Genomic DNA, 15,246 nt, shown 5'->3' with positions numbered 1-15,246 from the left:
GTCCCGACCCGGTTGGCTCAGGCGCCGGAAGTCGGCCGTGTAACCGTTAGGTGCCGAAGGTCGGTGTTCTCTGCCAGAATGGCAGCAACGTAGTTCGAAAGCACACCACACCTAGGGGGCCGTGATGGCTGGCAAGACACGCAATTCGATGATGGTTCAGGCACGTCGGAAGACGGAGGAGCTGGCCGCGAAGCGGCGCGAGCGTGAGGCGACGTTGCAATCCCTTGCAACGGACTACCACGCATCAAAGCTGATGGCGGATGCCATGGTTGAGGATGCGGAGAAGCAGGCTGCGGAGCTGATCGCAACAGCGAAGCGGGACGCCGAATCCGCCGCCGAAGACGCGAAGGCGACGGTGGTCAAGATGCTCGCTACCGGTGAGACGCGCCAAGGCGTCGCCGAGCTCCTGGACGTCAGCGTCTCCTACGTGCGCAGCATCGACGTAGCAGCAGGCAAAAAGAAGACAGGCGTTGACCAGGGCGGCACGGATGTGACCGGGTCAGAAGAGGGTAGGGGCGTCGGGGTCGCGGCCGGACATGAGGGGACGGATCACTGACTCGTCCCAGCCGTGCGCTTTGAGCGCGTCGCGCAGCAGGCGCGACTGAGCGGCGAAGTTAGCGCGGCCGACGCCACGCCAACGCCAGGTATGGGCGTTGGCGTGGCGTCTTTTTTGTGAACGGTCCACCAGGTTATCCGCCTGCGTCCCTGGGTACGTGTGGCTGTCCGCCCCGCCGGTGGACCGGACGCACAGCGGAATGTCACATGAGTGCATGAGGATTGTTTCCGGCGGCAGCTGCTCACCGGTCAGTAGGGTGTGGGCATGCCTCTGTGGGCGGACGGCCTGCTGTCCACCGTCATGGGTCTGGATCCAGTAGCGTCCGTAGCCGTCATCGGAGACAGCACCGGTCCAAAGCCAGCAATCGTTCGGGCGCGGGCCTTTGATCACCTTGGACCAGAACCGATCATCGTGCGCGGACTCCATTAGAGTCTCACCAGCTGCGCCAGCGTGCCTCGAGCTTGTTCGCTGCGACGAAGAAGCCGGCCATGAACAAGAAGCCGGGGATGGACTGGGTGAAGCCCTGGCCGATCCAGAAACCAAGCGCTGACAAGAGCGCGATCACGCCGGCGGCCTTGCACAGAAAAATCAGGATACCTTGGCCGGCCAGGACGGGATGGGTCAGGGCAAAGATGATCCACCCCACCAGGGCCACAGCCGCGAAAGCTGCGAGGAAAATGAAGATGAACATGGGCCGCTCCTAACGGTCGTGGACGGTTGGTGACGGGCAGGCCCAGACGCCCAGGCCGTCGGCCTCGGCTTTCTCAGCCAACGCGTCAAAGATGCTCTTGTGGGCGTAGTCCTTGCCGTAGCCGGTGGCTTCGACCAGGCCGAGCTCCACAAGGTCACGGTTCACCAGGGCACCGTCGATGCACCAGACGTAGGCCAGTAAACGGTCGTACTTGTCCCTCTCCCCCTGGGCCGGATCCATGAACAGGAACACCACGCCACCATCGAGGCGGACACGCAGATAGTCAGAGGCCTCAGGGCCGCCGCACTCCACCGGCGAATCTTCTTTCACGGTCTCGGGGGTATTCACGCCCACCAATCGGACACGGGTCGAGGATCCGTTGCAGCTGATCCGGATCGTGTCCCCGTCCACCACGCTCTCCACCTGGTACGGGCCGCCAACGGGTCCGGGCAAGGTGGATGGTTTGGCCAACGTGCTCGTCGGTTCACACGGAGCCGCCTCGAGGGACGCAGCGGAATCCTTCACTGTCACCGCCCCGGTGCTGTACGGATTGCAACCCATCAGAAGCACCGCCGCCGCGGTGAGAACTGCCAGCATCCCCAAGGGCCGGCGGTGTGATCGGCGGGTGGTCATGGCCTGTCCTCACTGGCTGCGGTTTCGGCACGGGTGCGCCGGCCCGGGCGCACCGACCCGGCCGGCACACCGGGCCACACCCGCCCGCCGTTGTGCTTGCGCTGCAAGCGCTTCACTTCACGCATCGTCGCGGCCACCACCAAATCAGACAGCGACGCGTACCCCTCGGCACGGCCGGCGGCCTGGAGCGCAGCACGCACCTGGTCAGCCTGGTCTTGCGTGAAGTACGGGGTGATATGCGACGTCGGTTTAGTCATGACACATCCGGCGTCGTCTCTTCCGGCCACGGGTACAGAGTGCCGGGACGTTCGCCGCGCACAAAGGACAAACCATCGTCAAGGCCGGAGGCATGGGCGAACGCCGCCAGGGCAAGCTCCATCAGGGGCCGGTCCAGGCCGTCCAGAATTTCACCAACTCCCACCGGCACATCGGCAGCCACGGACGCCGCGAGCATCAGAAACTCCCGCTCCCCACCGGAGAGAGCGCCGACATTCGACGGGATCTCTCCGAAGTCGATCCACGTTTTCCCGCTCATGGGGTCCTCATCGATCCACGGGTTGCCGGGTTCAACGAACCGGCCACCGAAGGCACGGATCAACATTTCGGTTCCGGCTTCCAGTGTGTAGCTGCCCCGGACGCGGGAACGCAGTTCTTCGTGGGATTCAGTCATGGTCGGTCTCCTTCGGTAGCGGTCAGTGGGGGCGGGCGGGACGGCGGTATTCACGTCCGGTCTGCTGGTGCCGGTTGGGCCGGCACTGCCGTGTAGGGGTTTTGGGTGGGGACGTTGATGGTGCCGGCCTGGTTGGCTTCGAGCCCGAACCAGTCAGCATCAGTGATCCGTCGCGGGCTGAGGGCGAACCGCTCCCCCTGCTGCGCGTCAGCCATGATGCTCACGCTGCCTGGCGGTGGTTCATGGAGGCCTGGACCAGCTTGTCCCGGCGGAGTCCGGACCAGTGCTCCTGATCATCGGAGTTGCTGACCACCACAGGTGCCTGGGCGTATCCGAGCTCGACGCTGATGTACTCCAGCGTTGCGGGATTCTCGGTGATATCCACGGCCGTGTAGGTGATGCCCTTGGACTCGAAGTAAGCCTTCGTCTTGTCGCAGTTGGGGCATTCCGGCTTGGTGTAGACCGTGTATCCGGCGGTGGGGGAAGTCATTTTCAGTACCTGGTTTCGTATGAGTGAGAGTTTCGTTCGACTGCTTGACTTGATACCTCTATTTTAGCAATTATCCAACTGAATAAATAGAGTTTTGCCCCGCAATCTAAGGGTTTTTTGCTTCTTTTTAGGTGATTCCTACGGTGGTGGTTCCGTCAGCTTCCGGCGGCAGCCGCCTCGTTCCTGGTCCTCGGAATAGAGCCACCCTAAGAGCCGGCCCCGCGCCCGGGTGCAGCAGCCGGCACCTGGTGGCCCCCGGACGTTCACCGTGTGGTCCACGGCGGCTTTTGGGTTTTGAGTACCCCGGCGGGTGGAGGCTGTCCATGGCCGGCCGGTTGTTCGTGGTGACTGGCCGGCTATTGGTGACCTGGCGGTTGTGGTCAGTCGTTCAATTCGGGTCCCGTGGTCCAGGTGTGTGCGGGAAAAGCCCGGAGGTTAGAGCTTTTGCGGTGCCTAGGTGGGCGAGGGGTAAATCAGTGATGAGAAGCAGTCTCTGGGGCACTGCTGCGCTGCACCCAGGGGAAGGCGGCTCAGGTGTCGCGTTCGAACGGCGGTCCGTCGCTGGTGACCACACGCAGTGCTGCCCAGGGTTGCGGCGGACCGCCCGCGTTTTCATGGTTCCGGTCCTTCGAAATCCCGGCCCGGCCCGTCGCGGGGTTTTTCCGGTTTTGTACGGTAGGATGTGGGTAGGACAAAGCGCGGAGCCTAGATACTCGACTTATCTAGGGTCCGCGCTTTTTCTATGCCCGGTGGTGCTTACTTGCCGCTGTCGATGATGATCTGTTCAACATCAGATGCGGTGTAACCCCATGTGACCAACTGGTTCAGGTAGTCCCGGTGGGTCTGTCCGGGTGAGCGCCACGAATCCTTTGCAATGGTCTTTTCATACCCTGCGCAGACCAGCGCTATCAGTGAGAACTCGGGCCGGGTGGTGGTCTTGGCTACGTGGTCCCTCAGCGGGTTCCACGCCCATGCATCGGACTCTTCGACTTTCACGCCGAGCATGTCAGTGGCTACCTTGCCCTCGTAGCCGCTGGCGGTTTCGGAGTGGTGGGTGATGGCGTGGACAGTGAAGTACTGCCAGCCCTTGGGGGCCTGCTTCTTGGCCAACAGTGCCGTGACCCATTGGCGGCGGATGGTCGTAGCTGAGAGCATCAGCTTGTTGTTCTCAATCAGGGTCTTGCGCTCTGCTTTCTGCTCATCGGTCATCGGTCCTTTCTGGACAGCGGTGCCGCCGTCGTAGCGCTCGTGCTTGGCGGTGAAACCGAGTTCAGCCCACCCGGTGATGACGGGCTTGGCATGGTGCTCGCCCCGGTAATCGGTGCTGATGAGGTAGGCGTTGGCGTCTTCGTCCGTGGCGTCCTCGCCGTCTGCCCGCTTCGCGGCGGAGACATACAGGTTGTCCTCGTTCGCGTAGTGTCCGGCGTCCTCCACGATGGCCTTGCCGGTGGCTTCCAGTTCCGCGATCAGCGCGGTAAGCGCTTCGGCGCGGTCGCGGTGGTCCCGCAACTGCTGGGCGACGTGAAAGAGCTGATCGGGCTCATCCATGATGACGGACTCTAATTCCTGGGTCGCTTCCTCGTCTCCTTCAAACTCGGACATGATCAAAGCTTCCTCGATGGTGCAGCCCTTGCCCAAGGCGGCGGCCCCGGCTTCGGACGCATTGGCTTTCAACGCTGCCTCAACGGTGGTTTTGGTCCGCCCGGTTTTCTTGGCGATCGATGCCGCTGAAACACCAATCAGCGAAAGCTGGTGGTAAGCGTCGGCCTCGTCCGCTTCGGTCAGCGCCGACCGCTGAATGTTCTCCACCACCTGCGTGACAATCCGGTCGGCTTCCTCGGGGCTGTCCATCACCATGACAGGGATGAGGGGCCTGCCCGCTTCGACGGCGGCGCGGGTGCGGCGCTGTCCCATCAGGACGTGCACGGTGCCGTCGTCCTTGCGGTGGGCAATGACGGGTTCAAGAACGCCGTGTTCCTTGATGCTGGCAATGAACGAAGGCGTCAGGGCCGCGTCCTTGCGCACGTTCGTCTCCACGGTCAGCGTTGCCGGGTCCAGCCATTCCAGCGTCGGGACGGTGGTGGCCTTGGTGGTTTCTGCGATTGCAGTCATTGGGTGGTTCTCCTTGTTTCATCGACTCGGGGTAAGGGGACGGCGTAACCGTGCCAGCTGCTCCCTGACTCCCCCGTTGATGCTCATATAGGTGTCAAATGGTGTTTTGGGGCTGTTACCGCGCACGTTATTTGACGACGGGTCGGTCACGTTCTCTGACGATGGAGCCTCTTCTCCGGTCCTTCGCGTCACACTTTTTGACCATCAAGACGTGAGCAAGGACCGCGTCAGCATGACGATGATCTACCCGCCTTCGTCCAGCGCGTCGAGCCGTATGCTCGTGGGCCGCCGGAGGGGCTTCCAGCCCGCCCGTGGTGCGCCCCGACGCGCCACGGCCCTGTGTGTTCAGCGCTGTGAACGCGAGGCCAGGGGCTCCTGGCTGGCCCAGTCCATGCGCGGTGCCCCGTCGGCGCCGGCGGAACTCTGCCGTCGCGCATCCGAGCGATTCACACGGGATTTGAGCTCGTCAACGTACCGCCGGAGCCGCCCGACGTGGGCTGGACAGCCCGCGCCACCTTGACGATGCACGTTGGCGCCGACGATGACGCCTACGTCGTCAAACAGCGTTCGCGGTAACGTTTTGGGCTGCTTGATCGGTTAGCCATTGGCGGTAACTCGTGGCAAGTGCATCGTTGCGGACAAGGCCTCGTTCCAGACTGGAAATTTTGGAAGGCCAATGACCGAGCTCGCGGGCAGCGGTCGTGATAGTGAGACCGAGCTTGGTGCGCATCTGGCGCAGGTCGGCGTTGCTTGGTGCCGGCTGAGGGTTGGTGATCTGGCGGTAGAGTTCCCGGGCTGCGTAGCGTTTGAGACACCGCATTGTTTCTCGTTTGCTCTTGCCCTCCGCGGTGCGCTTGAGCACGTAGTCCTTGGTCCGCTGGCACGAACCCATACGCACCAGTACCACCTGATGCAGGGCACGGTTGGCATTGCGGTCACCGCCTCTGCTGAGCCGGTGACGGGTCGTTTTGCCCGAGGATGCCGGTATGGGCGCAACCCCGACGAGGGCAGCGAACTGGGCCTCGTTCCCAAGACGGTCCGGGTTGTCCCCAACGGTCACCAGGAGCTGGCTGGCCACTTCCGTTCCGACACCTGGAAGGTCACAGAGCATCGGCGCGTAGGTATCCAGGATTTCCCGGAGCGCGGCGTCCGCGGCATCTACTTCTGCCGTGAGGGACTGGCAACGGGTGGCCAGGGCCTTTAACGTCAGCAGGCACACGTACTCAGGGTCAGCAATATGGCCCGAGGGTCTGCAGCGCTGCAGGGCCGTGATCATCGCCGAGGTTCCAAGCCCCCGGTATTTCGCCCGGAGGTTGTCCGGAGCCGACACGAGAAGGCCCTTGATCTGATTGATTGCCGCGGTGCGGGCCTTCACTGCCGATGTGCGCCCGGCACGCAGGATACGCAGGATACGCAGGCATTCCACGGGACCGTCTTTGGCCTTCGGGATCGCCGTGGTCCGGCCGTCGAGTACCGATTGAGCGGCCTGGTAGGCGTCCAAGGGATCGGACTTGCCCTTCAGCCGGCGCGCGGCCCGGTTCGGGCGGTTCACCTCCAGCACAGACAGACCCTCACCGCGCAGGGCTCTAGCAATTTCGGCCCCGTAGGATCCTGTGCCTTCAACCCCTACGGCGGTGACAGGGCCGTAGCTGGTAATGAACTCGACGATCTTCCGGTATCCGGAGCCCACGGCCAGGAATTCCCTGTCCGCAAGGGGCTTGCCGTATTCGTTGATCACGGCCACATGGTGCGTGTCGGCATGGGTGTCGATACCGGCGATGACATTGGTTGTTTCGTTTGCCAAGATGGAAAGGTGCCCCTCAGTCGGGTGTTCAATGGCTGATTGAATGGGGCGCGGGCCAGGTGGGCAGACAAAACGGTAATGGGACTGGTCGAATCAGGCTCCTATGAAGTCATGTCCGCCTGGCTCCACACCCTTTGACGGACCTTGAACCGGCGGACAGATCAACAGGAAGACAGCGCCCGGAGGCACGTCAGTTTTTTGGGGAGTCACACCGGCCCAAGACCGGTTCCAGTATTACCGTTTTTTGGTTGCTGGCAAGCTCGCTTGCTCGGCGGCCGACGGAGGCCTGTCTACCTTGGCAAGGGGGAGGAAATTCCTGGAGGAAATCAGCGACGCAGGAGCGCCGCAGGGACATTTCCTGCACCCGCAGGCCCCGACGAAGGAGGGGCTTGACGGGGTGGAGCGGACGCCTAGAATCCGCAGGACAGCAACAAAAAAACGTCGTAGACAAGGCAGGGCCAGGGTCTCCGGAGCTCTGCGACGGCGCGCCCTGGCCCCAACAGCCGGTCGCGCCAGCGGACGCCCAGTAACTGGGTGGAGCGCAGCGGAAACCAGGGTCTTGCTATGGTGGAACGGTCCCGCCGGTTGCAGGTGCTTCTCCCCCCGAGTAGACCTCCTGGCGGGCTTTTTTCATTCAAAGGGGCAGCGTATGGGGTTACGGAGTATTTTCAGGAAACGCCCGGCAACGGCGGGCAAGGGTGATTCCGTCCCCACCGAGGGCGGCCCGGAGACGCTGGAGCCGCTGACAGCCGAACAACTCATAGAACTTCAAGAGGCGTGGGCTGAGCTTGCGGCGGCCGCGGAGGCATCTGAGCTGACGAATTTCCATGCCTGCACCCGCACGGGCCGGTCCTGGACCGAGAACCCGGCAGCGGCCAGGGCAGTCGCAGCAACGCTGCGGGAGTTCCCCGCAGCGGGAGCCCAGCCGCAAAGGTAACGGGCGGCAGTGCCGGCCCGCCCGGCGGGCGGCCCGGCCGGCGGGCGGCCCGGCCCCGTGCCGGTCTAAGAGTCCTGCCCGGCCCGGGTCCTGGAGAGGGCCCGGTCGGTGATGATCGAGGCGGCCAGGGCTGTCAGTGACAGCACGAAGTTTACGAGAGTCAGCGGTTCCATGAGGCCCTGTTGCCTCGCCTCAATAGGTCCGGGAAGTCAGGTGGGGCCCCTCCGCGCAGCTCAAAGCCGGGGCGGCGCCACTAATTCGTTCGGCCCGGTCATCCTTGTCCGGGGGTTTCGGGCACGATGCGCTGCAGGAGCGCGTCGTGCGCCTTTTGCAGGGTCTCGGCCCGGGCCTCGGCCGCGGCCACCCTGGCCGCCGCGTCGGCCGCGGTGTTGCTGGCCTGCTGTTCGGCTGCGCGTGCCTGCTCCAACTGCGCTTCCATCGCCGCGCCCTGGGTATCGAGGGCGGTGACCCGGGCGGTGAGTTCGGCGACGGCGGCATCTTTCTCGGCGGTGACCTTGTCCAGGTCAGCGACGAGCTCGGAGATCTCCAGGCCCAGATCCTTCTTCTCCTGCGCCCAGACCGCTTCCGCAGCGGCGTGCCGCTCATCCGCCACAGTGGACGCTTCGGCCCAGCAGGCCCCGGCCAGACGCGCCGCCTGCTCCAGCACCGCTGCCGGCGTCGCGGCGAGACGGCCTCCCGCGGCCTGCTTCTCCTCCACCCACTCCTTCAGATAGCGCGTGGCGTCGGCGTTGCTCACACCCGCCGCCGCCCGCACCGTCGAGACGGTAGGCCGGCGCTCGGCACTGATCTGCTCCGCAGCAGCAAACACACGGTCTTTCACACTCAACGCCACGGCGACAACCTCAAAAAAGTAGTAGTAGGAGTAGTACCAAAACTACTACTCCTACTACTTCTTAGCAATACCGCCGTCGAGCTGGGCCGGCCACGTCAGCCCTTTACGCGCCCCCGGCAGCCGGGGGCCGGCGGACGCCGGGGAGCCCGTATCTTTGCCCCCACGTAGCCGGCCCGCCTTGCGGGGAGGCCGTGACAGGATGGGGTCCATTATGGACAGGCGGTTGCGGCGCGCTCCTGACGCGGAATGGGTGCTGATGTACCGGCTCGGGCTGAGCCGGCAACGCATCGCTGACCTCGTGCGTGCCGAGCCGGCCACCGTCGGGCATCACCTGGTGATCGCCCGCCGCCGGGATCCGGGACTCGAAGCCGCACACCAAGCCGTCGCTGGCGTCAAAACCAGCCCCTCCCCCAAGAACATTGCCCGCATGGAAGAGATCCTCACCTGGATCTCGGCCGAGGGCCGGCTCCCCCGCCACCGCTCCGAGGACAAAGGTGAGCGGTCAATGGCCCGGTGGCTGTCCGAGCGCCGGCGCGAAGCAGCCGAAGGCATTCTGGACCCGGCCTACCGTGACGGCCTCGCACGGCTTCCCGGGTGGGCCGGGAACCACAGAGCAGCTACGGACGAAGCCCGATGGCACGACCGACTCGCCCAGCTCGTGGACTTCCGCGCCGAAGGCAACGACTGGCCCCGCCACCACCACTACGCCTCAGAACGGGAACACACCCTCGGAGTGTGGATCCACACCCAGCGATACAAACGCCGCCGCGGCGAACTCGACCCGGCCAAGATCAAGCTCCTGGATGAAGCCGTCCCCGGCTGGCAGGCCGGGCGCACCCGGGGCCGCCCACCCCGCAGGTGACCGGGCGGGTTGTGCCCATTGTGGGCAGGTGGAGCCCTCCGCACAGCTCAGGCTGTCCCCACTGGCGTGCAACCCCGCCCACCGGAGGCCGAAATTCCACTGGCATGAGACTGACAATAGCCGCCCCACCAGTGATCGAGGATCTTCCGACGAACCTCCGCACAACGTCGATCGCCTGCAATAGATGACCATGATCAAGTGCTTAGCGCCAACGGCTGTACCGATGGTCCCCGAGGCCGATCTTGGAACATCTCGACCGGATAAGTCGCGCAGTCCGGCACGGAGACCCTGCCCAAGCTATCGGTTCTGCAAAGGAACTTATCGAGAGCACGGCGAAGCTAGTCCTACGGGAACGCGGGGAAACGATATCGGGGCGGGAAGAAGTCCCGGACCTTGTCCGCCGCGCGCAAGAGGCCCTAAACGTGCATCCGACACAGGCTGGGGGTCCAGATGGGGCCCCTTCAGTCCGTCGCATCCTTGGAGCCGTGAGCACGGTTGCGACAGGAGTCGCGGAACATAGAAATGCAGGCTACGGTACGGGCCACGGACACGACGTGGTGCGGAGTGGCCTCGGTGCACGACATGCACGCTTGGCGGTCAATGCGGCGAAGCTATGGTGCGAATTCATCCTCGACACCCTGTCTGATGAAAGGGCGCCCTGGCGGCGTAGAACTGTGCCCAGCTCCTGACCGCGCCCGGCCTGGTGAACGGCAGGACCAGCACGAAGCCGGATAGCACAAAAAAGACGTGGACCGCCGGAGTGCCGTTCCAGAGGACGTGCAGCGGAGAGAAAACAGCCCACGTCTCCGCGGTGGTGAGCCCCACGGATCGGTTGTCGAATACACTCCCGATTCCCGGGAGTGTCGACACGACGTGGCAGGAAACAACCACCAGGGCGGCAATCCCCCTGAGGCCATCCAGCTGCGTGACTCTTGTTTGACCAGACTTAGACCGCATTAGCCCTATGTTACCAGTTCGTTACATTACTCCCCTGGCTGCCGGACCAATATGCAGGCAGTTCTGCGAGTCCGTGGCTATCCCACTTTCCGTTGGGATGATCTGCGCCGCAGGAGCACGAAGATACCGGCGGCCGCTGCCAGCAGCCCGGCAATACCCAGTCCCCACGACAGCGGGCCGGCGCTGTCCGACGTCGACGCCGCCTGCGGGGTGTCGGCTAGTGCCGCAGCCGAGGGCTGTCCCGAGGGCGCCAACGTGGGCTCCGCGGTAGCTTCCGCGGCGTTCAGCAACGGCCCGTTCTCGGCGTCGCCGCTGACGTCGATGGCCAGGTCGAACGCCAGTTCGCTGCCGACGTCCACGGTGGACCCGTCCTCGAGCGACGCGGCCAGGTAGTACCCGCCGGGGTAGGCGATCAATTCGATGCCCGTGTCCTTCGAATTGCGGTTGTTGTAGCGGACCGGGACCGCCATGCTGGCTGCCAGGCTGTCGCCGGTGCGGATGAACGTGTAGACCAGCGAGTTGCCGGAGATGTATTTGTCGCTCCCGCGGGCCAGTTCAGTCTCCTGGCGCAGCGGGTTGAAGAGGGCAAGGTTCAGGCTTTTGCCGACCGCCCCGGCGGAGGCGCCGTCGGCTGTCACGGTGGCCTTGAAGCTGAGCCGCTGGCCGTAGCCCACGGGGATTTTGTAGAACTTTGTTTCCGCACCCAGGAGGGAATCGGAGAACAGGCCGGGCTTGAGCTCGGCGGCGGTGTTGTAGCTGGGTCCGCCGGTTACCGGGGCGGCGGTTCCGCCGGGTGCCGGGACAACCGGGGGCAGCGAGGCCGGGTATGCGTCCGGCAGTCCCTTGGTGTCGCCGGCAGGCTCGGTGGCGAACAGGAGCTCCACGGGCAGTTCCTTGGTCCAGGCCCAGTTGCCGGAGCGCTCCACCTTCAGGAAGGCCTCGCCCTTGCCGTCCGCCCCGAAGCACTTGTCCCCTGCGTCCTCGCCCAGCGCTGGAGTGCTGAGCGCCGCCGTCGGCGGAAAGAGGAAGGACTGGTTGGAGTTGGCGTGTTCGGTGTCCTGGAGGAGGCACGACTCGTCCTGCGCGTCCACGAAGGACACGGAAAGGTAGGCCGTGCCGGAGGTGTCCGTCTCGCCGCGCCGCGGAACCAGCAGTGTCGCGGCAGCGTGGGCACGCTCGCCCGGGGCCAGCTGGACCTTGTAGTAGCGGGTGGATCCGGCCTCGGCCGTGCTGTTCTTCTCCGAGCCCTTCTCCAGCACGTCAAGGTACTGCCCGGCGGACAGCAGCGGGGCGTCCGCCGGGGACGAGCCACCGGTGATCGGGGTGCCCTGCGCTTCGTAAACCCCGATGGCCCGGGTGGTCCGGATAGTGAGCTCGTCCGTGAGGGCTGCCGCGTCCCGGGCGTCGGAGTAAGTGCCTCCGGTCGCCGTGGCGATGCATTCGAGTTCTGCACGGGCGGAGGCGTCCACCTTGAAACCGATGGAGTGGATGCTCAGCTCGGTGCCGGCGGCGGCGAGTTCCTTGGCGACGTCGCACGCGGCGGGAGGGGCGCAGGTATCGATGCCGTCAGAGACCAGGATGATGGACCGCGGGCCCTTCACGCCGGCCAGCGCCTCGCTGGCCGCCCGGAGGGACGCCCCCACCGGGGTGTAGCCGGAAGCTTTGATCCCGTCGACGGCGGTGGTGAGCGCGGCCTTGTCCACCGCGCCCACCGGCGCCAGGGTCCGGATGTCGGCGCAACCGGCGGTCTTGGAGGATAGCGCGGAATCGGTACCTGTCCCGTAGACCATCAGCCCCATCCGGGCGGAGTCCGGGACGGCGCCGATGAGTTTCTTCACCGCGGACTTTGCGGCGTCGATCCGCAGGCCGGGGGCGTCGTCCTGCATCATGGAGCCGGAGGCGTCGAGCACCACCATGACGGGTACGGACTGTTCTGCTGCCGCCGCTGGCGGCGTCGGCAGCAAGATCGCGGCCGGCACCAGCGCGACGGCGAGCAGCAGAGCTGCTGCCGCGGCGGCAGTTCGGGTGAACAGGGACTGGCGGGGCGGTTGGCCGGACATGTGGCCCTTTCACGGCGGTGGGAAGTAAGAGTCGACTCCAACCTACCGGGAATTTGGGCGCGCGAGCACCTGAACTGTCGGCTGATCAGGCCGAGAACGCGCGTTTGCGCCGCCAGTTAGAGGTGAGCGAGAGCCGGCTGCAGAAGACCGAGGCAGCCTTGGAATTGATGGGAAAACTACAGGCGTTCTTAGAGAGCGCCTCAGAGGATATGCCGGACGGGCCCCGGTCCAGGAAACGCTGATGACCACGTACCGGTCGATGCTGGAACTGAAGATCCCCTCGCGCCGGGCAGCATCATTGACGGGTGTTTCCCGGACGACCGCGAACCGGAAACCGGCCCCACTGCGGGACCATGTCCCGGTGGTACCGCAGAACAAGCTCAGCGCCGCCGAGCGCTCCGGGATCCTGGCGGCGCTGAACTCTCTCGAGTTCGTGGACCTGGCACCCATGCAGGTCTATACCAAGCTGCTGGACCAGGGAATCTATCTGGGATCGCTGTCGACGTTCTACCGCGTACTGGAGGAAAACAGCCAGGTCACGGAACGCCGTCGGCTGGCAAAACACCCGCCCCGGGCGGTTCCTGAACTGGTGGCTACGGCCCCGGGCCAGGTGTTTACGTGTTATGCCGACATTGTGATTATGCCGATGTTGGTCTGGGATCCCAGGTTCCAGGCGGTGGACGGGACAAAAAGGTCGGCATAATCACAGCGCTGCGAGGAAGGCCAGAACGGTGTCTGTGGGTTGGTAACGTCCTGGCGCGGTGACGCCGGATGGGGTGACTTTCGCGATCGCGGCCTCCTTCAATGTCATGTCGGCGTGTAGGTAAATGTTCGTCGTGACGATCTGTTCGTGGCCGAGCCAGAGGGCGATGACGGTGGTGTCGACGCCGGCGTGCAGCAGCCGCATCGCAGCGGTGTGCCGCAGCGTATGCATGGTCACGTGTTTTCCGACCAGCGACGGGCAGGACGACGCGGCCGTGATGATGGTGTGGTGGATGCGGTGCTCGATCGCGTCACGGCTGAGACGCCGGCCAGTGCTGGTGGTGAACAGTGCGGCATCGACAGCCAACGAACGCGTCCGCGCGCTTACAGAGGAAAACACAAGCTCCGTCGCCGACTCGCCCATGCTCTCGGCGACCAGCGCGCAAGCCAGCCGGACAAAGACACCCGATCAGGCCAAGGAAATCACAGTTGAACAACAATCAGACACCGATAACCAGAGTGAAACACGTCAAGCAGCCACGTCAAAGACACCGTCCACAACACATAAGCCCACGTCAGACGCCTGGCTGACCCCCGGACTGAAGAAAACGCAGGAACGCCTCAACCGAGAGATCCGCCGCCGCACCGACGTCGTCGGCATCTTCCCCGACCGCAAGTCCCTGATCCGTCTCGTCGGCGCCGTCCTGTCCGAACAACACGACGAATGGATCGAAGGCCGCCGCTACCTCGGCCTCGACGTCCTCAGCCGCTCACGCGTCACCCTCGTCCCGACAGGCAAGGAGGAAACCACAACTGAACTCGCCGCCCGCCACCAGAAATCACCAACCGCCGCTTGACAAAGATAGGAGCATCCACGCATTTGGACTTGAACCTCTGAGGTTCTGGCGTAGGGTTCTATGTGGCTCTGATACTGCCCGTGTCGAGCCTCCGGTGATGACTTTAAGGGGGGCGCTGTCGATGCGACGTGGCCAAGCGGACGTGACCAAGCGATTGCAGGCCTTTGAGGCTTCCCGGTCGAGGATTGAGTCGAGCCTGGACTCTTTGGTGGCTATCAGCCCTGACGCCATGGTCACCGATACCAACGAGGCCATGATCAAGGTCACCGGCGTCCGCCGCGAGACGGTGATCGGGACCCCGTTCTCCGACTACTTCATCGACCCCGAGAAAGCCGGCAGGATCTACCAGCTGGCTTTCGAGCAGGAGATGGCTGAAGACTACCCGCTGACGTTGCGGCACCGGGACGGGACGCTGACCGAGGTCCTGTACAACGCCTCTGCCTACGGCGACGCCGGCGGCAACGTGCTGGGCGTGTTCACTGCTGCCCAGCACGTGACCAACGGGTTCACGAAGGGCTGACATGACGGTCATCGAAGAGAGCAACGACAATCTGTTCAAGGTCCGCAGTGCCTTGTCGGACGCCATCGTCAAGAGCGCGTACTTCTGGCAGATGGCCACCGATGAGCGGGGCGTCATCCAGATCTTCAACGTGGGCGCCGAGGCGATGCTGGGCTATGACGCGCTCGAGGTCGTCAACCGGATCACCCCCGCGGACATGTCCGACCCGCGCGAGCTCATCAAACGGGCCGCGGAGCTCAGCGCGGAGCTGGGCACGCCCATCGAGCCCGGTTTCGAGGCGCTCGTCTTCAAGGCCAAACGCGGCATCGAGGACATTTATGAGCTGACCTATGTCCGCAAGGACGGCAGCCGCTTCCCGGCCATCGTCTCGGTGACCGCGCTGCGTGATGCGGGATCCGAGATCATCGGCTACCTGCTGATCGGCACCGACAACACCGAAGCCAAGGCCCGCAGTGCCTTGTCGGACGCCATCGTCAAGAGCGCGTACTTCTGGCAGATGGCCACCGATGAGCGGGGCGTCATCCAGATCTTCAACGTGGGCG

19 protein-coding genes and 1 pseudogene are annotated in these 15,246 nt (G+C 64.4%); 8 read left to right on the top strand and 12 right to left on the bottom strand.

Translation table 11 applies throughout. The features are described from left to right. Positions 1-124 precede the first annotated feature (124 nt). Positions 125-556: a hypothetical protein gene (locus RCH07_RS10885; RefSeq protein ID WP_326967487.1), complete on the top strand. Its 432-nt coding sequence runs from the start codon at positions 125-127 to the stop codon at positions 554-556. 433 nt (positions 557-989) lie between these two features. On the opposite strand, the gene RCH07_RS10880 is transcribed toward RCH07_RS10885, so the two are convergent. From RCH07_RS10880 to RCH07_RS10845, 8 genes are all read right to left on the bottom strand, one after another. Then, positions 990-1,247 carry a chemotaxis protein gene (locus RCH07_RS10880; RefSeq protein WP_326967486.1) on the bottom strand — a complete coding sequence of 86 codons (258 nt, stop codon included), beginning with the start codon at positions 1,245-1,247 and terminating at the stop codon, positions 990-992. 9 nt (positions 1,248-1,256) lie between these two features. Next, positions 1,257-1,880 carry a thermonuclease family protein gene (locus RCH07_RS10875; RefSeq protein WP_326967485.1) on the bottom strand — a complete coding sequence of 208 codons (624 nt, stop codon included), beginning with the start codon at positions 1,878-1,880 and terminating at the stop codon, positions 1,257-1,259. Beyond that, positions 1,877-2,137, bottom strand: a complete 261-nt coding sequence (locus RCH07_RS10870; RefSeq protein WP_326967484.1) for a ParB family protein — start codon at positions 2,135-2,137, stop codon at positions 1,877-1,879. Before RCH07_RS10870 ends, RCH07_RS10875 begins: the two co-directional genes overlap by 4 nt. Next, complete coding sequence (locus RCH07_RS10865) at positions 2,134-2,550, bottom strand: hypothetical protein (protein ID WP_326967483.1); 417 nt, start codon at positions 2,548-2,550, stop codon at positions 2,134-2,136. The genes RCH07_RS10870 and RCH07_RS10865 overlap by 4 nt, the downstream gene beginning before the upstream one ends. A gap of 50 nt (positions 2,551-2,600) precedes the next feature. Beyond that, the gene (locus RCH07_RS10860; protein ID WP_326967482.1) at positions 2,601-2,765 is read right to left on the bottom strand and encodes a hypothetical protein; all 165 of its coding nucleotides are present in this window, start codon (positions 2,763-2,765) and stop codon (positions 2,601-2,603) included. A gap of 5 nt (positions 2,766-2,770) precedes the next feature. Then, positions 2,771-3,040: a glutaredoxin family protein gene (locus RCH07_RS10855; RefSeq protein WP_326967481.1), complete on the bottom strand. Its 270-nt coding sequence runs from the start codon at positions 3,038-3,040 to the stop codon at positions 2,771-2,773. A 756-nt stretch (positions 3,041-3,796) separates the two neighbouring features. Further along, entirely contained in the window at positions 3,797-5,152 is a 1,356-nt protein-coding gene (locus tag RCH07_RS10850) for a ParB/RepB/Spo0J family partition protein (protein ID WP_326967480.1), read from the bottom strand. A gap of 556 nt (positions 5,153-5,708) precedes the next feature. Then, positions 5,709-6,956, bottom strand: a complete 1,248-nt coding sequence (locus RCH07_RS10845) for an IS110 family transposase (RefSeq protein WP_326967479.1) — start codon at positions 6,954-6,956, stop codon at positions 5,709-5,711. A gap of 649 nt (positions 6,957-7,605) precedes the next feature. Between RCH07_RS10845 and RCH07_RS10840 the strand changes: the two genes are divergently transcribed. After that, the gene (locus tag RCH07_RS10840) at positions 7,606-7,893 is read left to right on the top strand and encodes a hypothetical protein (protein WP_326967478.1); all 288 of its coding nucleotides are present in this window, start codon (positions 7,606-7,608) and stop codon (positions 7,891-7,893) included. A 271-nt stretch (positions 7,894-8,164) separates the two neighbouring features. Here the strand turns inward: RCH07_RS10840 and RCH07_RS10835 are convergent, their stop codons facing one another. After that, positions 8,165-8,746 carry a DNA-binding protein gene (locus RCH07_RS10835; protein ID WP_326967477.1) on the bottom strand — a complete coding sequence of 194 codons (582 nt, stop codon included), beginning with the start codon at positions 8,744-8,746 and terminating at the stop codon, positions 8,165-8,167. 211 nt (positions 8,747-8,957) lie between these two features. On the opposite strand from RCH07_RS10835, the gene RCH07_RS10830 reads away from it, so the two are divergent. Together RCH07_RS10830 and RCH07_RS19300 are read left to right on the top strand one after the other, a co-directional pair. Then, positions 8,958-9,608: a helicase associated domain-containing protein gene (locus tag RCH07_RS10830; RefSeq protein ID WP_326967476.1), complete on the top strand. Its 651-nt coding sequence runs from the start codon at positions 8,958-8,960 to the stop codon at positions 9,606-9,608. A 242-nt stretch (positions 9,609-9,850) separates the two neighbouring features. Next, positions 9,851-10,297: an abortive infection family protein gene (locus RCH07_RS19300; protein ID WP_442784812.1), complete on the top strand. Its 447-nt coding sequence runs from the start codon at positions 9,851-9,853 to the stop codon at positions 10,295-10,297. On the opposite strand, the gene RCH07_RS19295 is transcribed toward RCH07_RS19300, so the two are convergent. After that, positions 10,233-10,565, bottom strand: a complete 333-nt coding sequence (locus RCH07_RS19295; protein ID WP_442784811.1) for an acyltransferase family protein — start codon at positions 10,563-10,565, stop codon at positions 10,233-10,235. The two genes, RCH07_RS19300 and RCH07_RS19295, sit on opposite strands and share 65 nt — an antisense overlap. A 77-nt stretch (positions 10,566-10,642) precedes the next feature. Continuing rightward, positions 10,643-12,625 carry a vWA domain-containing protein gene (locus RCH07_RS10825; protein ID WP_326967475.1) on the bottom strand — a complete coding sequence of 661 codons (1,983 nt, stop codon included), beginning with the start codon at positions 12,623-12,625 and terminating at the stop codon, positions 10,643-10,645. A gap of 241 nt (positions 12,626-12,866) precedes the next feature. Here RCH07_RS10825 and RCH07_RS10820 point away from each other — a divergent pair, with 241 nt between their 5' ends. Next, entirely contained in the window at positions 12,867-13,328 is a 462-nt protein-coding gene (locus RCH07_RS10820) for a hypothetical protein (protein WP_326967474.1), read from the top strand. Here RCH07_RS10820 and RCH07_RS10815 read toward each other — a convergent pair whose 3' ends face one another. Continuing rightward, positions 13,329-13,694 carry a tyrosine-type recombinase/integrase gene (locus RCH07_RS10815; protein WP_326967473.1) on the bottom strand — a complete coding sequence of 122 codons (366 nt, stop codon included), beginning with the start codon at positions 13,692-13,694 and terminating at the stop codon, positions 13,329-13,331. A gap of 244 nt (positions 13,695-13,938) precedes the next feature. Between RCH07_RS10815 and RCH07_RS10810 the strand changes: the two are divergent. The 3 genes and pseudogenes from RCH07_RS10810 to RCH07_RS10800 all read left to right on the top strand — a co-directional run. Further along, a pseudogene (locus RCH07_RS10810) lies at positions 13,939-14,184 on the top strand (transposase); the annotation flags it as partial. A 142-nt stretch (positions 14,185-14,326) separates the two neighbouring features. After that, complete coding sequence (locus tag RCH07_RS10805) at positions 14,327-14,704, top strand: PAS domain-containing protein (protein ID WP_326967472.1); 378 nt, start codon at positions 14,327-14,329, stop codon at positions 14,702-14,704. Position 14,705: 1 nt separating this feature from the next. Further along, the coding region (locus tag RCH07_RS10800; protein WP_326967471.1) for a PAS domain-containing protein at positions 14,706-15,246 on the top strand (541 nt) is incomplete at its 3' end.

Source organism: Arthrobacter sp. CG_A4 (assembly GCF_035985125.1).
In the GTDB taxonomy this organism is placed as follows: domain Bacteria; phylum Actinomycetota; class Actinomycetes; order Actinomycetales; family Micrococcaceae; genus Arthrobacter.
The sequence above is the reverse complement of the archived record's forward strand: the minus strand, read 5'-3'. Positions and strand labels throughout refer to the sequence as shown.